The organism is Hyphomicrobium sp. (genome assembly GCF_036780825.1).
Taxonomy (GTDB): Bacteria; Pseudomonadota; Alphaproteobacteria; order Rhizobiales; family Hyphomicrobiaceae; genus Hyphomicrobium_C.
This window is the reverse complement of sequence record NZ_DAIQCD010000029.1, coordinates 15,465-32,501: the sequence shown is the minus strand read 5'-3', so window position 1 is coordinate 32,501 and position 17,037 is coordinate 15,465. Positions and strand designations below refer to the sequence as shown.

General features: G+C 64.7%; 15 protein-coding genes and 1 tRNA gene. 11 read left to right on the top strand and 5 right to left on the bottom strand.

What is annotated here, in order from left to right; genetic code table 11:
* Positions 1-447: 447 nt before the first annotated feature.
* The 4 genes from gyrA (at position 448) to V7P99_RS11510 (ending at position 8,184) form a co-directional block, all read left to right on the top strand.
* A complete protein-coding gene (gyrA, locus tag V7P99_RS11525; protein ID WP_333794964.1) occupies positions 448-3,216 on the top strand; it encodes a DNA gyrase subunit A in 2,769 nt (922 codons plus the stop codon).
* Positions 3,217-3,765: 549 nt separating this feature from the next.
* Positions 3,766-6,300 (top strand): TonB-dependent receptor, encoded by a 2,535-nt coding sequence (locus V7P99_RS11520; protein WP_333794963.1) that lies wholly within the window; start codon positions 3,766-3,768, stop codon positions 6,298-6,300.
* A gap of 119 nt (positions 6,301-6,419) precedes the next feature.
* On the top strand, positions 6,420-7,100 hold the full coding sequence (locus V7P99_RS11515) for a Fe2+-dependent dioxygenase (protein WP_333794962.1): 681 nt from the start codon (positions 6,420-6,422) through the stop codon (positions 7,098-7,100).
* Between the two features lie 4 nt (positions 7,101-7,104).
* On the top strand, positions 7,105-8,184 hold the full coding sequence (locus V7P99_RS11510; RefSeq protein ID WP_333794961.1) for an alpha-hydroxy acid oxidase: 1,080 nt from the start codon (positions 7,105-7,107) through the stop codon (positions 8,182-8,184).
* Between the two features lie 26 nt (positions 8,185-8,210).
* Here the strand turns inward: V7P99_RS11510 and V7P99_RS11505 are convergent, their stop codons facing one another.
* Complete coding sequence (locus tag V7P99_RS11505) at positions 8,211-8,603, bottom strand: hypothetical protein (RefSeq protein ID WP_333794960.1); 393 nt, start codon at positions 8,601-8,603, stop codon at positions 8,211-8,213.
* A gap of 234 nt (positions 8,604-8,837) precedes the next feature.
* On the opposite strand from V7P99_RS11505, the gene coaD reads away from it, so the two are divergent.
* From coaD to tgt, 6 genes are all read left to right on the top strand, one after another.
* A complete protein-coding gene (coaD, locus tag V7P99_RS11500; protein ID WP_333794959.1) occupies positions 8,838-9,341 on the top strand; it encodes a pantetheine-phosphate adenylyltransferase in 504 nt (167 codons plus the stop codon).
* A gap of 107 nt (positions 9,342-9,448) precedes the next feature.
* Positions 9,449-10,039: a peptidylprolyl isomerase gene (locus V7P99_RS11495; protein WP_333794966.1), complete on the top strand. Its 591-nt coding sequence runs from the start codon at positions 9,449-9,451 to the stop codon at positions 10,037-10,039.
* 87 nt (positions 10,040-10,126) lie between these two features.
* Positions 10,127-10,603: a peptidylprolyl isomerase gene (locus V7P99_RS11490; RefSeq protein WP_333794958.1), complete on the top strand. Its 477-nt coding sequence runs from the start codon at positions 10,127-10,129 to the stop codon at positions 10,601-10,603.
* Between the two features lie 66 nt (positions 10,604-10,669).
* Positions 10,670-11,050: a DUF423 domain-containing protein gene (locus V7P99_RS11485; RefSeq protein ID WP_333794957.1), complete on the top strand. Its 381-nt coding sequence runs from the start codon at positions 10,670-10,672 to the stop codon at positions 11,048-11,050.
* Positions 11,051-11,332: 282 nt separating this feature from the next.
* Positions 11,333-12,442 (top strand): tRNA preQ1(34) S-adenosylmethionine ribosyltransferase-isomerase QueA, encoded by a 1,110-nt coding sequence (queA, locus tag V7P99_RS11480; RefSeq protein ID WP_333794956.1) that lies wholly within the window; start codon positions 11,333-11,335, stop codon positions 12,440-12,442.
* Complete coding sequence (gene tgt, locus V7P99_RS11475) at positions 12,435-13,565, top strand: tRNA guanosine(34) transglycosylase Tgt (protein ID WP_333794955.1); 1,131 nt, start codon at positions 12,435-12,437, stop codon at positions 13,563-13,565. Before queA ends, tgt begins: the two co-directional genes overlap by 8 nt.
* A gap of 9 nt (positions 13,566-13,574) precedes the next feature.
* Here tgt and V7P99_RS11470 read toward each other — a convergent pair whose 3' ends face one another.
* From V7P99_RS11470 to V7P99_RS11460, 3 genes are all read right to left on the bottom strand, one after another.
* Positions 13,575-14,516: a DMT family transporter gene (locus V7P99_RS11470; RefSeq protein WP_333794954.1), complete on the bottom strand. Its 942-nt coding sequence runs from the start codon at positions 14,514-14,516 to the stop codon at positions 13,575-13,577.
* A 120-nt stretch (positions 14,517-14,636) separates the two neighbouring features.
* Positions 14,637-15,074, bottom strand: coding sequence for an EamA family transporter (locus tag V7P99_RS11465; RefSeq protein ID WP_333794953.1), 438 nt, complete (start codon positions 15,072-15,074; stop codon positions 14,637-14,639).
* A 154-nt stretch (positions 15,075-15,228) separates the two neighbouring features.
* Positions 15,229-15,585 carry a hypothetical protein gene (locus V7P99_RS11460; RefSeq protein ID WP_333794952.1) on the bottom strand — a complete coding sequence of 119 codons (357 nt, stop codon included), beginning with the start codon at positions 15,583-15,585 and terminating at the stop codon, positions 15,229-15,231.
* 198 nt (positions 15,586-15,783) lie between these two features.
* Between V7P99_RS11460 and V7P99_RS11455 the strand changes: the two genes are divergently transcribed.
* Positions 15,784-15,858, top strand: a tRNA-Lys gene (locus tag V7P99_RS11455).
* A 45-nt stretch (positions 15,859-15,903) separates the two neighbouring features.
* Here the strand turns inward: V7P99_RS11455 and V7P99_RS11450 are convergent.
* On the bottom strand, positions 15,904-17,031 hold the full coding sequence (locus tag V7P99_RS11450) for a cytochrome-c peroxidase (protein WP_333794951.1): 1,128 nt from the start codon (positions 17,029-17,031) through the stop codon (positions 15,904-15,906).
* Positions 17,032-17,037: the final 6 nt, after the last annotated feature.

Here is a 17,037-nt window from a genome sequence, read left to right as displayed (position 1 = left end):
GGCGGCGGCGAGCAGAGCGGCGGCGACAAGCGGCAAGTGTTTCATGGTGACCTGTTTCCTGGAAAGGCAAGACCGCGGATCATGTGGTGGTGCGGACCCTGGCTCTTCAAGCCTCCAATGATGAAGGGCCGAGGGCGGCGGGGGCAAAATTTTCAGTTATCGACAGCTGAGACGTGGCCGCCCGGACATTTTCGTCAATGCAGGGCGGTCTTTCTTCGTTCCGGGGACGTGCCAGTGGCAGGGCCGGGCGAAACGGTGCCCCACATGGCTCTAAGCCGCTCCCCAATGGGAGCTTTTCGCCGGATTATGGGCTTTGCCGCGCTCCTGGCGCGACCCCTCGACCATTGCGGTGGCGGGGGAGGGTCGGGTAAGCTCGGCAAATCGGAACAAGCCACTCACCCTGGCGCGCGGACGAGTGCCTCCGCGGCCTGAAACGGGACTTCAACATTGAGCGACACCAGCGATCGGCCCGACGCGTCGGGCCCGAGCGATATCCGCCCCGTTCTCATCCAGGACGAGATGAAGCGCTCGTACCTCGAGTACGCGATGAGCGTCATCATCTCGCGTGCGCTGCCCGACGTGCGCGATGGGCTCAAGCCCGTGCACCGGCGCATTCTCTATGCCATGCAGCGCCTCGGTCTCGACTGGAACAAGAAGCACATGAAGTCGTCCAAAGTCGTGGGCGACACCATGGGCGACTTCCACCCGCACGGCAACCTTGCCATCTATGACGCGCTCGTCCGCCTTGCGCAGGACTTCTCCATGCGCGTGCCGCTGATCGACGGGCAAGGCAACTTCGGCTCCGTCGATGGCGATCCGCCAGCGGCCGAGCGCTACACGGAAGCGCGGCTCTCGAAGATCGCGGGGTTCATGCTCGACGATCTCGACAAGGACACGGTCGATTTCAAGCCGAACTACGACGACCGCCTCGAGGAGCCGTCGGTCCTGCCGTCGAAGTTCCCGAACCTGCTCGTCAACGGCGCGGGCGGCATCGCGGTCGGCATGGCGACGAACATCCCGCCGCATAACCTCGGCGAGGTGATCGATGCCTGCATGCTCATGCTCGACAATCCCGAGGCGACGATCGAGGACCTGACACAGATCATCCCGGCGCCCGATTTCCCGACTGGTGGCCTCATCCTCGGGCGGGCCGGCGCGCTCGCGGCCTATCATAAGGGCCGCGGCTCGATCATCATGCGCGCCAAGGTTGAGATCGAGGAGATCCGGAAGGATCGCGAAGCGCTGATCGTCACGGCCATTCCCTACCAGGTCAACAAGCGGGTGCTGATCGAAAAGATCGCCGACCTGGTGCGCGAGAAGCGGGTCGAGGGCATTTCGGACATTTGGGACGAAAGCAACCGCGAAGGCATGCGCATCGTCATCGAATTGAAGCGAGATGCCATAGCCGAGGTGGTGCTGAACCAGCTCTGGCGCTACTCGGATCTGCAGACGACGTTTGGCGCCAACATGCTGGCCATCAACGGCGGCAAGCCTGAGCAGCTCAATCTCCGCGACTTCATCGAGGCGTTCACCCACTTCCGCCAGGAGGTGGTGACGCGGCGCACGCGCTATTTGCTCGCCAAGGCGCGCGACAGGGCCCATACGCTGGTCGGTCTCGCCATCGCCGTCGCCAACATCGACGAGGTCATCAAGCTGATCCGCTACTCGCCCTCGCCGGCGGAGGCGAAGGTGCAGCTCATGGAGCGCCACTGGCCAGCGAAGGACATGGCGCCGCTCATCGCGCTCATCGCCGATCCGCGCCACGGGCTCGCAGAGGACGGCACCTATCAGCTATCCGACGAGCAGGCGAAGGCGATCCTCGAGCTGCGGCTCTCGCGCCTCACGGCGCTCGGGCGTGACGAGATCGGGGACGAGCTCAAGAAGATCGCCGAGGAGATCAAGGATTATCTCGATATTCTCGCCTCGCGGCTCAGGATCATCGATATCGTCAAGGGCGAGCTGACAGCCATCAAGGAGGAGTTCGCAACCCCGCGCAAAACCGAGATCGTCGATATCGAGGGTGACCTCGAGGACGAGGATCTGATCGCGCGAGAGGACATGGTCGTCACCGTCTCGCATCGTGGCTATATCAAGCGCGTGCCGCTCTCGACCTATCGATCCCAGCGGCGCGGCGGCAAGGGCCGGTCGGGCATGTCGACGCGCGACGAGGATTTCGTCACGCAGATCTTCATCGCCTCCACGCACACCTCGGTGCTGTTCTTCTCGTCGCGCGGCATGTGCTACCGCATGAAGGTGTGGCGGCTTCCGGCGGCTACGCCGCAGGCGGCGGGCAAGGCGCTCATCAATCTCCTGCCGTTGGCACAGGGCGAGGTCATCACCTCCATCCTGCCGCTGCCGGAGGACCAGGAGACCTGGGCAAGGCTGCAGCTGATGTTCGCGACGAGGGCCGGCAACGTGCGCCGCAACGCGCTGACCGACTTCGAGAACATCAACCGCAATGGCAAGATCGCCATGAAGTTCGAGGCCGGAGAGGACGGCACGACCGACAGCATCGTGTCGGTGGCCATCTGCTCGCCGGAGGACGACGTGCTGCTCACCACGGCGCATGGCCGCTGCATCCGCTTCCTGATCAAGGATGAGGTCCGGCTGTTCAAGGGGCGCGACTCTTCGGGCGTGCGCGGCATTCGCCTCGACGAGGGCGACGAGATCATCTCGATGGCGATCCTGACGCATGTCGACGCTTCGCCCGCCGAGCGCGCCGCCTATCTCAAGCAGGCGGCGCAGATCCGGCGCAGCGAGGGCGGCGAAGACGCAGAGCCGGACGTCGAGATCGAGGCCGAGGACGCCGAGGAGGCGGACGCCGCAACCGATCTTTCGCCCGAGCGGTACGCGGAGCTTTCCGCAAAGGAACAGTTCGTCCTCACGGTTTCCGAGCACGGGTTCGGCAAGCGGAGCTCCTCATACGAGTACCGCACCTCCGGGCGCGGCGGCAAAGGCATCGTCGCCATGGTCGTCAACGAGCGCAACGGCAATCTCGTGGCTTCGTTCCCGGTCGAGCACAGCGATCAGATCATGCTGGTGACGGACGGCGGACAGCTCATCCGCTGCCCGATCGATGACGTGCGCATTGCGGGCCGCAATACCCAGGGCGTGCGGGTCTTCAAGACCGAGGCGATCGAGCGCGTCGTATCCGTCGAGCGCATTTCCGACGAAGGGTCGGACGGCGAGAACGGAACGGAGCCCGACGCCGAATGAGGTCGGTTCCACGGGGTTGCACCGTGGAATCGAGGCAGCATGATCAGGGCGGGCAACAATCGATCCAAGCGGCGGATTTCTCTCGAACGTCCAATCGACGAGACGTTTCGGGAGAGTCCCGCTTCGATTGTTGCTTCAGAGGCTGGCTAGTGTTTTCATCCGCCGATTGAGTTTCCCGAAACGCGCGATTGGAACCGTTTATCCGGATTAATCCCGATGCATTCATCCGGATGATTGTGGGATCCAGATTTCGCTTTGCTTTTCGATTGAAGTATTGATTTTCGGCAAATCGCGCCGCTCCGTCTGGGTGGAATTATCGCTTGAATTCAACCTGATGAAGACGCGGACCCGGCGAAAATGCATTTTGTGCCGTTGTTGCGAAGGCGCATCCTGAGGGGCCTGGAAAGGTCCGCAAACGGCCCGTATTGTTGACTTGCAAGGTTGGGTATATTTTTCTCGTCCCCATTGAGCGGGCAGCGCTTCGCGAATGGCGCGCCCTCCGCACGTTTTTTTCGGGACCCCTGATGAGGGATCTTGGTGGGGAAAATCATGACGTCAACTCGTGAGCCGGAGACGGTTCTGTCTAACGAAAGCCTTGGGGCCCAAATTTCAGGGGGAGACTTTTCCGCAAGCGAGGAGGTTCGCCCGGAGGGCGCGCAGCTGAAGCTTTTCACCGCGTTCGCGGTTCTGGCTGCCAGCCCGGCCACGGTGGCTCAGGCACAGCAGGCCGCGGAGCCAGCCGATCTGCCGCCGCTCGTCGTCGAGACGACCGCGAAAAAGAAGACGCAGGCGACTGCCAAGAAGAAGGCCGCGCCGACGAGCCCTGCGCCCGTTGCGCCGCCGCCAGCTCCGGCCACGGCAGAACGCTCCGACGCGCCGCCCTTGCCGGGCCAGGCCGGCCCGGTGGCGCAGGGTCAGTACAACGCGGAATACTCATCCTCAAGCAAGTTCACGGGCCCGCTGCTCGATACGCCGCAGACGGTGACCGTGATTCCGGGGACGATCATCAGCGAGCGTGGGGCGACGAACCTGACGCAGGCTTTGCGCAACACGCCCGGCATCACGTTCGACGCCGGCGAGAACGGCTTCGCAACCTCGATCAACAACTTCAAGATCCGGGGCCTCGATACGAGCGGCAGCATCTTCACCGATGGCGTGCGCAGCTCAGGCAGCTTCGCGCGCGACATGTTCAACGTTGATCAGGTCGAGGTGATCAAGGGCGCGGCGGCGGACAATGGTCGTGGCGGCGCTGCGGGCTACGTCAACATCATCACCAAGACGCCCACCACCGAGAACTTCGTTCGTGGCGAGGCCAGCCTGACCTTCGACGAGCACGGCACCGATCCGCTCTTCCGCTCGACGATCGACGTCAACCAGCGCGTCGGCACGGTGGCGGTGCGCATGAACGGCATGTACGAGAACGGCGGCGTCATGGGCCGCGACGTCGCTGAGCTCGATGCCTACGGTCTCGCGCCGTCGATCGCCTTCGGGCTCGGCACGGAAACCCGGGCCATCTTCTCCTACGAGCGTCTGCAGCGGAAAGACGTCCCCGATTGGGGTGTTCCGGGCGCCACGATGAGCGGGCTTTGGAACTACAATCCAAGTGCGGGCCGCGCGAGCCGCGACAATTTCTATGGCTTGCGGAGCGACTATGACGACGTCGTGGGCGACCGTGTGCTTGCTCGCTTCGAGCACGACCTCTCTGATAATTTCACGATCACGAATCAGACCGTGTGGGAGCGCGGGGATCGCGCGGCACGGTATGCGATCCCGACCGGAATCAGCGCCGACGCGACGCTCGCGACGACACAGCTTCAGTATTACGATCGCGTCAACGAGACGTGGAGCAACCAGACGAACCTCGCCGGCACGTTCGTTGCGGGCGGTTTCAGGCACACGATTTCGACGGGTGTCGAATACACGAACGAGCGGTCCGACGCGAACCGGTATCCCACGCTCACCAATCCGGGCGGGCAGACGGATCTGTTCGATCCCGATCCGGATCGCTACTCCGGCCCGTGGCAGAGCCCGACGCAGCGCAATGGCGTCGAAATCGAAACGATCGCGGGCTATTTCTACGATACGATTCAGCTCACGAGGCAGCTCGATCTGGTCGGCGGCCTGCGTGTCGAGCATTACGATGTCGAGATCAATAGCGCGAATGCCGACGGAAGCCCCAACGGGCTCGACAACGGAAAGTACGAAGACAGCGAAACCACGCTGAGCGGCAAGGTCGGCCTTGTCTACAAGCCTGTCCGCGACGGCACGTTCTATGGCTCCTATGGCGTCTCAGCGTTGCCGCCGGGATCCTTCCTTTCGAACCCCGATATTTCTCGCGAAGGCGGTAACGCGTTCCCAGGGTTCGTTCCGCATGCCGATCCTGTCGAAGCCCACAACTACGAAATCGGCGTGAAGTGGGACTTCTTCGGGGGCAAGCTTTCAACCACGGCAGCGGCGTTCCATACGGTCAAGAAGAAGGTGCCGATCACCGGGCGTGACGTGAGTGAAACCGTCGACTCGCTGAAGGGGTATGGCGAGCAGCAGGTTCAAGGCATTGAGCTCGGCATCGCCGGCAATCTCACAGACCGGTGGAAAGTCTTTGGCGGTCTCACCATTCTCGATAGCGAGCGCAAGCATAGCGCCTATCTCGACGAGGTCCGCAGACGAGCCAATCCGGACGACTACAACGACACCGCTACCGATGCCCCCGGGTTTGCCGGCGCAACGCGGACGAGCGGCGATGAGCTGGCCTTCACGCCGAACTTCTTCGCCAACCTCTGGATGACCTACGACGTGACCGACAGGTTTACGCTCGGTGGCGGCGTGCAGTACGTCGGAGATTCCTGGTTTGGCCGGCCTGACGATGCGCTCCGCATCATTCCGAACGGGAAGTACGGCAAGCTGCCCGATTATTTCCTGGTCAACCTGATGGCCTCGTACGACCTGACGGAGAACATTGCTCTCCAGTTCAACATCGATAACGTGTTCGACGAGGAGTACGTCGTCAGCTCCAACTGGGCGGCCAGCCGGGCCACTCTTGGTGCCCCGCGCACCTTCCGGATCGGCACCAGCTTTGATTTCTGACTTTTGTCGGAAACAATCTCTCGACATCACCGCCCGGGCGTGTTTGTTACGCCCGGGCGGCACGGTACAAGCGGAATTGCCGGGCTCGCCCGGCCTTTTTCGTCTTCAGGAGTGCGCGCATGCTCGTCACCATCCCCGATGTGCTCAAGCCCGATGAGGTGGCACACGTCCGCCGCGTTCTCGAAAGCACCGAGTGGGTCGATGGGCGCATCACCGCCGGAGACCAGGCCGTCAAGGTCAAGAACAACTTGCAGATCCCGACGGATTCGCCGGCCGCGCAGGAACTCGGCCAGATCGTCCTCAGGGCGCTTGCCAACACTCCGAGGTTCATGACGGCCGCGCTACCGCTGCGCGTGCTCCCGCCTATGTTCAACCGCTACGACGAAGGCATGACCTTCGGCGCGCACGTGGATGGCTCCATCCGCTCGCTGCCGGGCGGACAGAGAATGCGCACCGACGTGTCGTCGACCTTGTTCCTCACGCCGCCTGAGGATTACGATGGCGGTGAACTTGTCGTGCACGATACCTACGGCACCCACACGGTGAAGCTGCCCGCGGGGCATATGGTCGTCTATCCGGCCACCAGCCTCCACAGCGTGACGCCGGTCACGCGGGGCAGCCGCTGGGCCTCGTTCTTCTGGACGCAATCAATGATCAAGGACGACTGGCGCCGGCACATGCTCTACGATCTCGACATGTCGATCATGAGTATCCGAACGCGCCTCCCCGACGACGATCCGGCCGTGGTGGGTCTCACCGCGCACTACCACAACCTGATCCGCCACTGGGCGGAGACCTGAGTTCATGCGAACAGGCGAACCGAGGCCCGTCTCGCTCGCCGACTACGAGCGCCTTGCCGAGCAGCGGCTCGATGCGATGGCATGGGCCTATTTTTCGGGCGGGGCGGCGGACGAGATCACGGTGCGCTGGAACCGTGAGGCCTTCGACCGGCTCGCCATCGTGCCACGTGTGCTCGCAGGCGGGCCCGGCGGGCACACGCGCCTGGAGCTGATCGGGCAGCGCTATCAGCATCCGCTTTTTGTGGCGCCGGTTGCGTATCAGAAGCTGGCGCATCCCGACGGAGAGCGCGCGACGGCGATGGCGGCCGAGGCGCAGGACGCCGGCATGGTGCTTTCGACCCAGGCGAGCGTGACTCTCGAGGAGGCGGCGGAGGCAGGGGCCTCGTGCCGATGGTTTCAGCTCTACATGCAACCCCAGAGGGCGGCGACGCTCAAGCTTGCGCGCCGGGCGGAGGCGGCTGGCTACGAGGCGCTCGTGCTGACCGTCGACGCGCTGATCAACGGCGTGCGCAACCGCGAGCACCGCGCCGGGTTCGCCTTGCCGCTCGGCATCAGAGCCGAGAACCTCAAGGATTACGGCACAGAGCTGCCTCCGGTCGCGCCCGGAGGGAGCGCGGTGTTCGACCGCTTCCTGGCGGCCGCGCCGACATGGGACGACGTGGCCTGGCTTCGATCAGAGACGCGGCTTCCGCTGCTTCTCAAGGGCATCCTCTCGGTGGACGACGCGGTGCGTGCGGTCGAGGTGGGAGCTGCCGGGATCATCGTTTCGAACCACGGCGGGCGGACCCTCGACACGCTGCCGGCGACGATCGACGTGCTGCCCCAGATCGCCGCGGCCGTGGCGGGGCGCGTGCCGCTCATGCTCGACGGCGGAATCCGGCGCGGGACGGATGTGCTCAAGGCGCTGGCGCTTGGCGCCTCCGCGGTGCTCATTGGCCGGCCGATCGTCTATGGGCTCGCGGTCAACGGCGCTTTCGGCGTTGCGCACGTGCTGCGCCTCTTGCGCGATGAATTCGAGATCGCGATGGCGCTCGCAGGCTGCCGCACGCTGGCCGACATCGGACCGCATCTCATCCGCGCATAGAGCCGTTCCGGTTTAAGGAGACCGCCTCACTTTTGAGGTAAGCGTTTTGCCAGGTGCGCGCGCTTGATCGTCGAGGCCAGCGGGCAGGCACGCCCCAGTTCCGTAAGGTACGGACAGGTGAAGTCGCGCCGGCTGGTTGGCACGACCAGCCGTTTCTCACGCATGCGTGAGACCGTATCCGCATTGAGCGCCATGTGCTCGGCACTGTCGTTGCGGGAGAGCGGCATCTCGAAAACGAGGCCCGCTGCCGCCTCCCGGCCAGTCCGCAGGGCGAACTCGATCATCAAGGCGGCCGCGCGCTCTTCGCCGGTCAGCCCTGCGAGAATCGTAGCGTGAAGCGCACCGCGGGCCGTCTGCTCGGCGAGCCGATCAGAGATCGCGCGCACAAGAGCTGGATCGCTTTCGAAGACCGCGCTCATGGCGGACCAGCGCTGGATCTATAGCGTCGGCCTGGGCTGCCGCTTCAATCTTGAGGATGTGTTCGCCCCGCGCCAGCCGGAGACCGCTCTCAAATAAGGCTTGGATCAAGGTCCGGCTCGCACCGCCGGTTTAGCGGACAATCGCTGGAGAGGCCGGGCCGTGCCCGGTCTTTTTGTATCGCTCGCTAGGTTTTGGCGGTTGCTCCGGGCGGTTGGGGCCGGCTACATAGCGGCATGATAAGAACCGGCTTCTATTCAGGATCGTTCGATCCCGTCACCCTGGGGCACATCGACATCATCGCGCGGGCCGCCCGGCTCGTGGACCGGCTCGTCATTGGCGTCGGCGTGCATGCAACCAAGACGCCGCTGTTCTCAGAGGACGAGCGGGTGGAGATGCTCGAGGCGGAAACCCGGGCCGTGGCGGGTACGGCCGGCATTCCCATCGAGGTTGTGACCTTCTCGGATTTGTCCGTCGCCGCGGCGCAACGCTACGGCGCCGACGTGATCTTCCGTGGCCTGCGTGACGGGACGGATTTCGACTACGAAATGCAGATGGCCAATATGAACGGCGAGATGGCGCCCTCGGTGCAGACCGTGTTCGTGGCCGCTTCGCCCGCGGTGCGGCATATCGCGGCCAACCTCGTGCGGCAGATCGCGCTCATGGGCGGCGACGTAACGCCGTTCGTATCCACCGGCGTGGCGGTGCGGCTCGCCACGAAAGCGAAATCGAGCCAATAAAAGCCAACGGCGGTGGTTGCCGGGCGGATGCCGAGAGGCCATAACGTGCGCACGGGACTCGGCAAGCGTGCCGGCCCGATGGAACGGGCGGGAGAACGCTCATGACTATGATTCGAATTCTCGCTGCCTCGGTCCTGATGTGCGCGCTTGCGGCTTGCAGCGGCTCCAACGGTCAGGTCGCCATTCCGGCGCCGGCCGCAGAGGCCGGTGCGGTGACAACGGGCGCTGTCGCGAACGATCCGGCGAACACCGCGATCCTCGAGCTCAAGGGCGGCAAGGTGACCATTCGGCTTCGTCCGGACCTGGCGCCGAAGCACGTCGAACGCTTCAAGATGCTGGTCAACGAAGGCTTCTACAACGGCCTCAAGTGGCATCGCGTGATCCCCGGCTTCATGGCGCAGACGGGCGATCCGCAGGGTACGGGCGCAGGCGGCTCGAAGTATCCGGATCTGCCGGCCGAATTCACGCCGACGGCCTTTGAGCGCGGAACGCTCGGCGCGGCGCGCACCAACGATCCGAACAGCGCCAACAGCCAATTCTTCATCACGTTCACGCACGCACCGCATCTTAACGGCCAGTACACTGTCTTCGGGCAGGTCGTGGATGGCATGCAGTATGTGGACCAGATCGCCAAGGGCGAGCCGCCGCCCAATCCCGACACGATCGTAAAAATGTACATGGCGCCCGCGGCGCCTTGAACCCCAGCCGCGATGCGGCGTTTCCGTGCGGGCGGAAGCGTGCCGGCGCGGACGTCTCATGCCCCCTCAAACAAGTGGAGCTTTCCCATGGCCGACATCACCGATCCCGAAAACACGCTCGTCATCGAGACCACGCAGGGCCGCGTGGTGATCCGGCTCCGGCCGGACCTCGCACCGAACCACGTGGAGCGCATCAAGCAGCTCGCGCGCGAGGGCTTCTATGACGGCATCGTGTTCCATCGCGTGATCGATGGCTTCATGGCGCAGACGGGCTGCCCGCAAGGCACCGGCACCGGCGGCTCGAAGTATCCGAACCTTAAGGCCGAGTTCAACGCCGAGCCGCATGTGCGCGGCGTCTGCTCGATGGCGCGCGCGGCGTCTCCCGACAGCGCCAACAGCCAGTTCTTCATTTGCTTTGATGACGCGACGTTCCTCGACCGCAAGTACACGGTCTGGGGCCAAGTGATCGAGGGCATGGAGAACGTCGACAAGGTCAAGCGCGGCGAGCCCGTGCAGAACCCGGACAAGATGCTCTCGGTGAAGGTTGCGGCCGACGCTGGATAAGAACTCCCGGAGGGCCCTTGCCCTAAGGATAGGCAAGGGCCCTCCGGCTGAGAGCGAGGTGCCGCGATGACGGCGGGAAGCTGGGCACTCTGGAACGTTGCCGTGGCGGGCCTGTTTGGTGCGGCTGGCGTCGCGCTGGCTGCCGCCGCGGCACACCGCGTGTCCGATCCTTCGCTGATGACGGCCGCGCTCTTCCTCATCCTTCATGGGGGCACGGCGGTCGCTCTATCCACGCTTGCCGGCGCATCGCCGGCGCCGCTTGGCTTCCTGGTCAGCGCTTCGCTCATGCTCTTTGGCGTGGCGCTTTTCTCCGGCGATGTCGTGGCGCGCGTGATGCTCGGCGACAGACTGTTTCCCTTCGCCGCCCCGATCGGGGGCTCGCTCCTCATCCTATCGTGGCTGGTGGCGGCTCTCTCCGGGCTCATCGGAGCCATCCGCGCTCCATAAGCCTGGCTTCCCTGCCTCGGGTGGCGGCTCGATCTTGGGCTCGGGTTTTTCTTCCGGCGGGGGCGTGGGCTCCCGGGTCGGATCCGGCCGCAATGGCTCCGGCGGCTTGTGCGGATCAGGACGGGAGGGCGATCTCTCCGGTTTTGTCGGATCGGGCATAAGGTGGCTACTCACTTTCTGCAAAATGGGTGATGCCCGCGCGTTGGTGCGGCCTCAATTCGGCAACGTTCTCTTGTCGCAGGGGTTCCGCCCAGGGGCGACTTGGGGCTATGACAGGCGCCCATGCGCACCGATCTCTTCGACTTCGAGCTGCCAGAGGACCGTATCGCGCTCCGCCCCGTGGAGCCGCGCGATGCAGCGCGCCTGCTCGTGGTCGCGCCGGGGGAAAGCCCGCCGCTCGCTGATCGAGGCGTGCGGGACCTCGTGGATATTCTGCGGCCGGGCGATGTGCTCGTGCTCAACGATACGCGGGTCATCCCGGCGGCGCTCGAGGGCGTGCGCATCCGCGGCGAGCTGAGGTCGTTCGTCAGCTTCAATCTCCTGCGCCGTGTTGACGCCAGCCGCTGGCGGGCGCTCGCCCGTCCGGCGAAGCGCCTTGTGGTTGGCGACCGCGTGCGGTTCGGCTCTGAGAGCGAGAGCATGGCCTGCCTGATGGCCGCGCTGGATGCCACTGTGACCGCCAAGCTCGAGGCCGGCGAGGTGGAACTCGCATTCGATCTTTCAGGACCCGATCTCGACCTTGCGATCCTCGGCATCGGCAACATGCCCCTGCCGCCCTACATCGCCGGACGCCGCGCGCCGGAGCCGAGCGACCGCACGAGCTACCAGACCGTGTTCGCCGCGCAGGATGGCGCGGTGGCCGCTCCAACCGCGGGGCTGCATTTCACGTCCGAGCTTCTGGCGGCGCTCGCGGAGCGTGGTGTGGCGCATCAGTTCGTGACGCTCCACGTCGGCGCGGGAACGTTCCTTCCCGTCAAAGCTGACGATACGCAGGGCCATACGATGCATGCCGAGTGGGGCGAGGTCACGTCGGCCGCGGCGGAGGCGCTCAATGCCGCGCGGAGCCGGGGCGGACGCATCGTCGCCGTCGGCACGACCTCGCTGCGCATCCTCGAGAGCGCTGCCGCGGAGGATGGGACCCTGCGGCCGTTCACGGGGGACACCGCGATCTTCATCACGCCGGGCTATCGCTTCCGCGCCGTCGACGTGCTGATGACGAACTTCCATCTGCCGCGCTCGACCCTGTTCATGCTGGTGGCTGCGTTCTCGGGCCTTGGGACGATGCAGGCCGCTTATGCGCACGCGGTGGCGTCGGGCTACCGGTTCTATTCCTATGGCGATGCGTCGCTGCTGTTTCCAGCCCGCGACGAAGACAGGACCCTTCATGACTGAGTTTCATTACCGCTTGCTCGGCGCAGACGGAACGGCGCGCCGCGGCGAGATCGTGACAGCGCGCGGCATCATCCGTACGCCGGCGTTCATGCCGGTCGGCACGGTTGCAACCGTCAAGGCGCTCTATCCGGAGCAGGTCTCGGAAGCCGGCGCCGACATCCTGCTCGGCAACACCTATCACCTGATGCTGCGGCCCGGAGCCGAGCGCGTGGCGCGGCTTGGCGGGCTGCACAAGTTCATGCGCTGGGAAAAGCCGATCCTGACGGATTCGGGCGGCTTCCAGGTCATGAGCCTCGCGCGGATCCGCAAGATCAGCGAGGAGGGAGCGCTGTTCCAGTCGCATCTGGATGGCTCGCGGCACATGCTGACGCCGGAGCGCGCCATCGAGATCCAGTGCCTGCTCGGGTCCGACATCCAGATGCAACTCGACGAATGCATCCAGCTTCCGGCGGAGACGCGGGAGGTGCAGCGGGCGATGGAGCTTTCGCTGCGCTGGGCAGAGCGTTCGCGGCGCACTTTCGAAGCGCAGCGCGCCGAGGGCCGCGCAGGGCCCGGCCAGGCGCTGTTCGGCATCGTGCAGGGCGGGACGGACGCGGAGCTCAGGCGGCGCTCGGCAGAAGAACTCGTGGCCATGGATCTCGAAGGCTACGCGGTCGGCGGGCTCGCGGTCGGCGAGGGACATGACCTCATGCTCAAAACGCTGGACGCCACGCTGCCGTTTTTGCCGAAGGAGAAGCCGCGCTATCTCATGGGCGTCGGGACGCCGCTCGACCTCATCGAATCCGTGCGGCGCGGCGTCGACATGTTCGACTGCGTGCTGCCGACGCGGAACGGTCGGCACGGGCTCGCCTATACCTGGGCAGGAGCGGTGAACCTGCGTAACGCCCAGCACGCGGACGACGCCGCGCCGCTCGATCCCGAAAGCTCGTGCCCTGCGGCGCGCGACTATTCGCGTGCGTATCTGCACCACCTCATCCGCTCTGGCGAGTACCTCGGCGCGATGATCCTCTCGTGGGTGAATACGGTCTTCTACCAGGATCTGATGGCGGCCATGCGTGCGGCCATCTCCGAGGGGCGCTTCGACGCGTGGGCCGAGGAGACCAAAGCGCGGCTCACCACCTAAGCCGACCCCTCAGGCAGGGACTTTCGCTTCCGACATCTCGCTTACGATGCGGCGCTCTCGTTGAACGAGATAGATGCCCGAGCCCACGATCAGGGACGCGCCCACCAGCGTCAGTGCGTCAGGCAGATCGCCAAACACCGCATAGCCGAACGCGACCATGGTCAGGAGCTGCATGTAGAGGAAGGGCGCGATCGAGGAGGCCGGCGCCAAGCGATAGGCGTGGATGAACAGCCAGTGGCCGAGCCCGCCGAGAATGCCGAGCGAGCAGAGCAGCACCCAGGCCAGCGCATCGGGCGGCGTTTGCCAGTCGGCGATTGCGAAGGGGATAGCGCCGACGGTTCCAACGAACATCGAATAGAACAGCGTGACCAGTGGCGGATCGAGGTGCGCCATGTGGCGGGTGAGCAGCATGAAGAGCGCATACGCCAGCATGCCCGCAAACGCGTAGAGCACCGCCGGGTGGATGCCGCCAAGACCGGGGCGCACCGCAATCAGAACTCCGACGAAACCGATCAGGATCGCGGCGAGGCGCCGGCGGCCGACCCACTCGCCGAGCAGCGGACCGGCGAGGAGCGCCACGACGAGGGGTGCCAGGAAGACGATGGTGACGGTCTGGTCGAGCCGGAGATGCTGGAGCGCTAGAAAATTAAAGGCCGTGGTTGCGACCATGAGCACCGAGCGCAGGAGCTGGAGGCCGGGCCGGCTTGTCGTGAAGAGCGCCCGTGCGCTCATGATGCGGAAAGTTGGCACAAGCAGCAGCAGCAATCCGAACTGGCCGATGAACCGGGACCAGACCACCTGCCCGATGCCGAGCCCTTCGCGCGTGACCAGATATTTGACCGAGGCGTCGAGGCCGGAGAAGAGCGCCACCGCCATCAGCATCAAGCCAACGGCCTTGAGGCGCTGGGGCTTGGCGTCAACAGGGGTGATGGAGGTGCGGGGTGGGCTCATGGCGGATCCGGCGCTTGGTGCGCTGTGTCCGGTCCATGTAGCGCGCGGGCACACCGGAAAGCGACGCGGCATTTTCCCGGGAGACCGGGTTCGCGGCAAGCCTCCGTGCCGATTGGGGGCTCAGGTGCGGGCGGCCGTTAGCGCCAGCAGCAGCACACCGCCGGTGATCAGAAGGATCGCGGCAGCCTGTGCTAGATTGATCGTTTCACGCAGCAGGAAAACGCCGATCGCGGTGGTGACGATCAGCGAGCCGCCCACAATCAAAGGATTTCCGACCGCCACCAGCACGCCCCGCCCGTAGATGAAGAAGGCCAGGATTTCCACCAGCCCGATAGCAACCCCGGCCAGCGTTGCGAGGAGAAGGCCACGACCCGACCAGATTAGGGGGCTGTCCGATTGCGCTTGGCTGGCCAGAAGCAGGCCGAGCCCGATGAAGGCCGCCACAAATTGCAGCACCACCGCACCCAGGATGGGGTTGATGTGGTCGGCCGAGAGTTTGATGAAAACGTTATACAGACCGAACATCACCGCTGCGATGATGATCCAGAGAGCAATCACGCCTCACCTCCAGGGGAAAAGATAGTCATCGCGGCGGTGATGTGTCCGGTGCGACGCAGGCACCGGCGCGCCTGCCATGCCGGCCGACGCAGCGCCGCGTGGACATCGAGCGAAGGCGGTGGAGGAGCGTGTTCCGGATGCATCAGCCATCGCGCTAGTTGTTTTTCTGCTGGTCCTCATCGAGGTGCAGCTTATGCAGGATGCGGTGCACGACGGGAGCGAAAATGACGCTGAAGGCCGCCAGGAAGAACAGGCTTGCATACAATCCGAACGCCGCTGCGAACATGCGTCCCGGCAGGCTGCTTGGGACCTGCGCGAGGCCGAACCCGCTCAGGATGTGGGCGGACTGGAAAGCGGCGGCCTCGAGGCTGGAGCCTTCGAGGAGCATGAAGCCTACCGCTCCGACCGTGAGGGAAACTGCCAGAAGGCAGAAGACGTAAAGCGCGTGCTTGAGCAGGCGCCACAGGAACCGCTCGGTCGGAATTAGGCGATCGGAAATCTTCTCATACATGGCCCTTCACGAGATAACGCAGCGGCGATCGGAAGCAAAGCTCTGTCAGATGGGCGATGAACCGTAGGCGTCGTATTGGTGGCGCGCTATTCTCAAGCGCCACGTGCTTGACTGGCGCTCAGGATCAACTAGAAAGCGCGAGTCAGTAGGCGCCGGTCCCCACCCTGGATCCGCTAGCAACCGCTAACCTATTGACGCGGGCCGGTAGCTCAGGGGTAGAGCACGTGACTTTTAATCATGGGGTCGAGGGTTCGATTCCCTCCCGGCTCACCATCAGGGTGTTTGTTTTATTTTCAATAGCTTAGCCCAAGTGGGCCGCTAAAGCGCCTCCAGGTAGGATACGAGCGCCTGCCGCTCTGCCGGCGTGAGCTGGAATGATTTCAGCTGAGACGACTTTTCCGCGGCGGCGGCGCGCTCTGCCGCTCGCTCGGGCGAAACGGGGCGATCCGTTCGTACGCGTCCTCCGCCTCCCTCGTAGAACCGGACGAGGCCCCCAAGAGTGGGAAAGATGCCGTTGTGCATGTAGGGGGCGGTCTTCGAAACATGCCGCAGAGATGGGGTGAGGAAGCGCCCCGTATCCTCTGTATTTCCTGTCACGCCGTAGCGCCCAAGGTCCTGGAGCCTGCGGCCGAAGAAGCTCAAGCCGAGATTGTGGAACCTGCCGTCGCTGAGCGTCGCGCCGCTATGGCAATTGGCGCATCCCGCCTTCGTGCGGAAAAGATGCAGGCCCCAGATCTCCGCGTCGGTCAGCGCCGTATTATCACCCTCCATAAAGCGGTCGAAGCGCGTCTGTCGCTCAAGCGTGCGCTGGAAGGCGGCGAGCGCCGTCGTGATATCGTCGATGCCGATGTGAGCGTGGTCCGTCACCGCTGCGAAGGCTTCGCGGTAGCGGTCAATTGCCTCGACGCGGGCGACAAGACCCGCGATGTCATGGTTCGCCATCTCACGACCGTCGGTGAGCGGTCCCAACGCCTGTTCTTCGAGCGAGGCTGCGCGGCCATCCCAGAAGAACTGCGATTTGTAGCCGACCGTGAAGAGGCTCTGTGCGTTGCGGCGTCCCTGTGTCCGACTGTGACCGAACGATGTCGGCAACGCGTCGCCCCAGCCGAGACGACGATTATGGCAGCTCTGACACGAGATGTGTCCGGATGCCGACAGGAGAGGATCCTCGAACAACTGCGCGCCGAGACGGGCGAGATTGCGCTCGCGTCCGTCCGACGGCTCGCGGAGGGCGAGCGGGGCCATTTCAACGAATTCCGCGCCTGCCAGGAGACGCGGTCGCGGCCAGGAGTGCGGCGGGCCGGCATAGGCTTGGCGAAGTGCTGCAAGATCTGCCGACGTCGGCGCTGTGGGGAAATGCGCGTCGAGTGGGACGCTGTGCTGCGGGCGCAGCGCTCCGACGGCGGCGATCACGATGAAGAGGATGGCGAGCGCAAGCGCGCTCACCGTCCA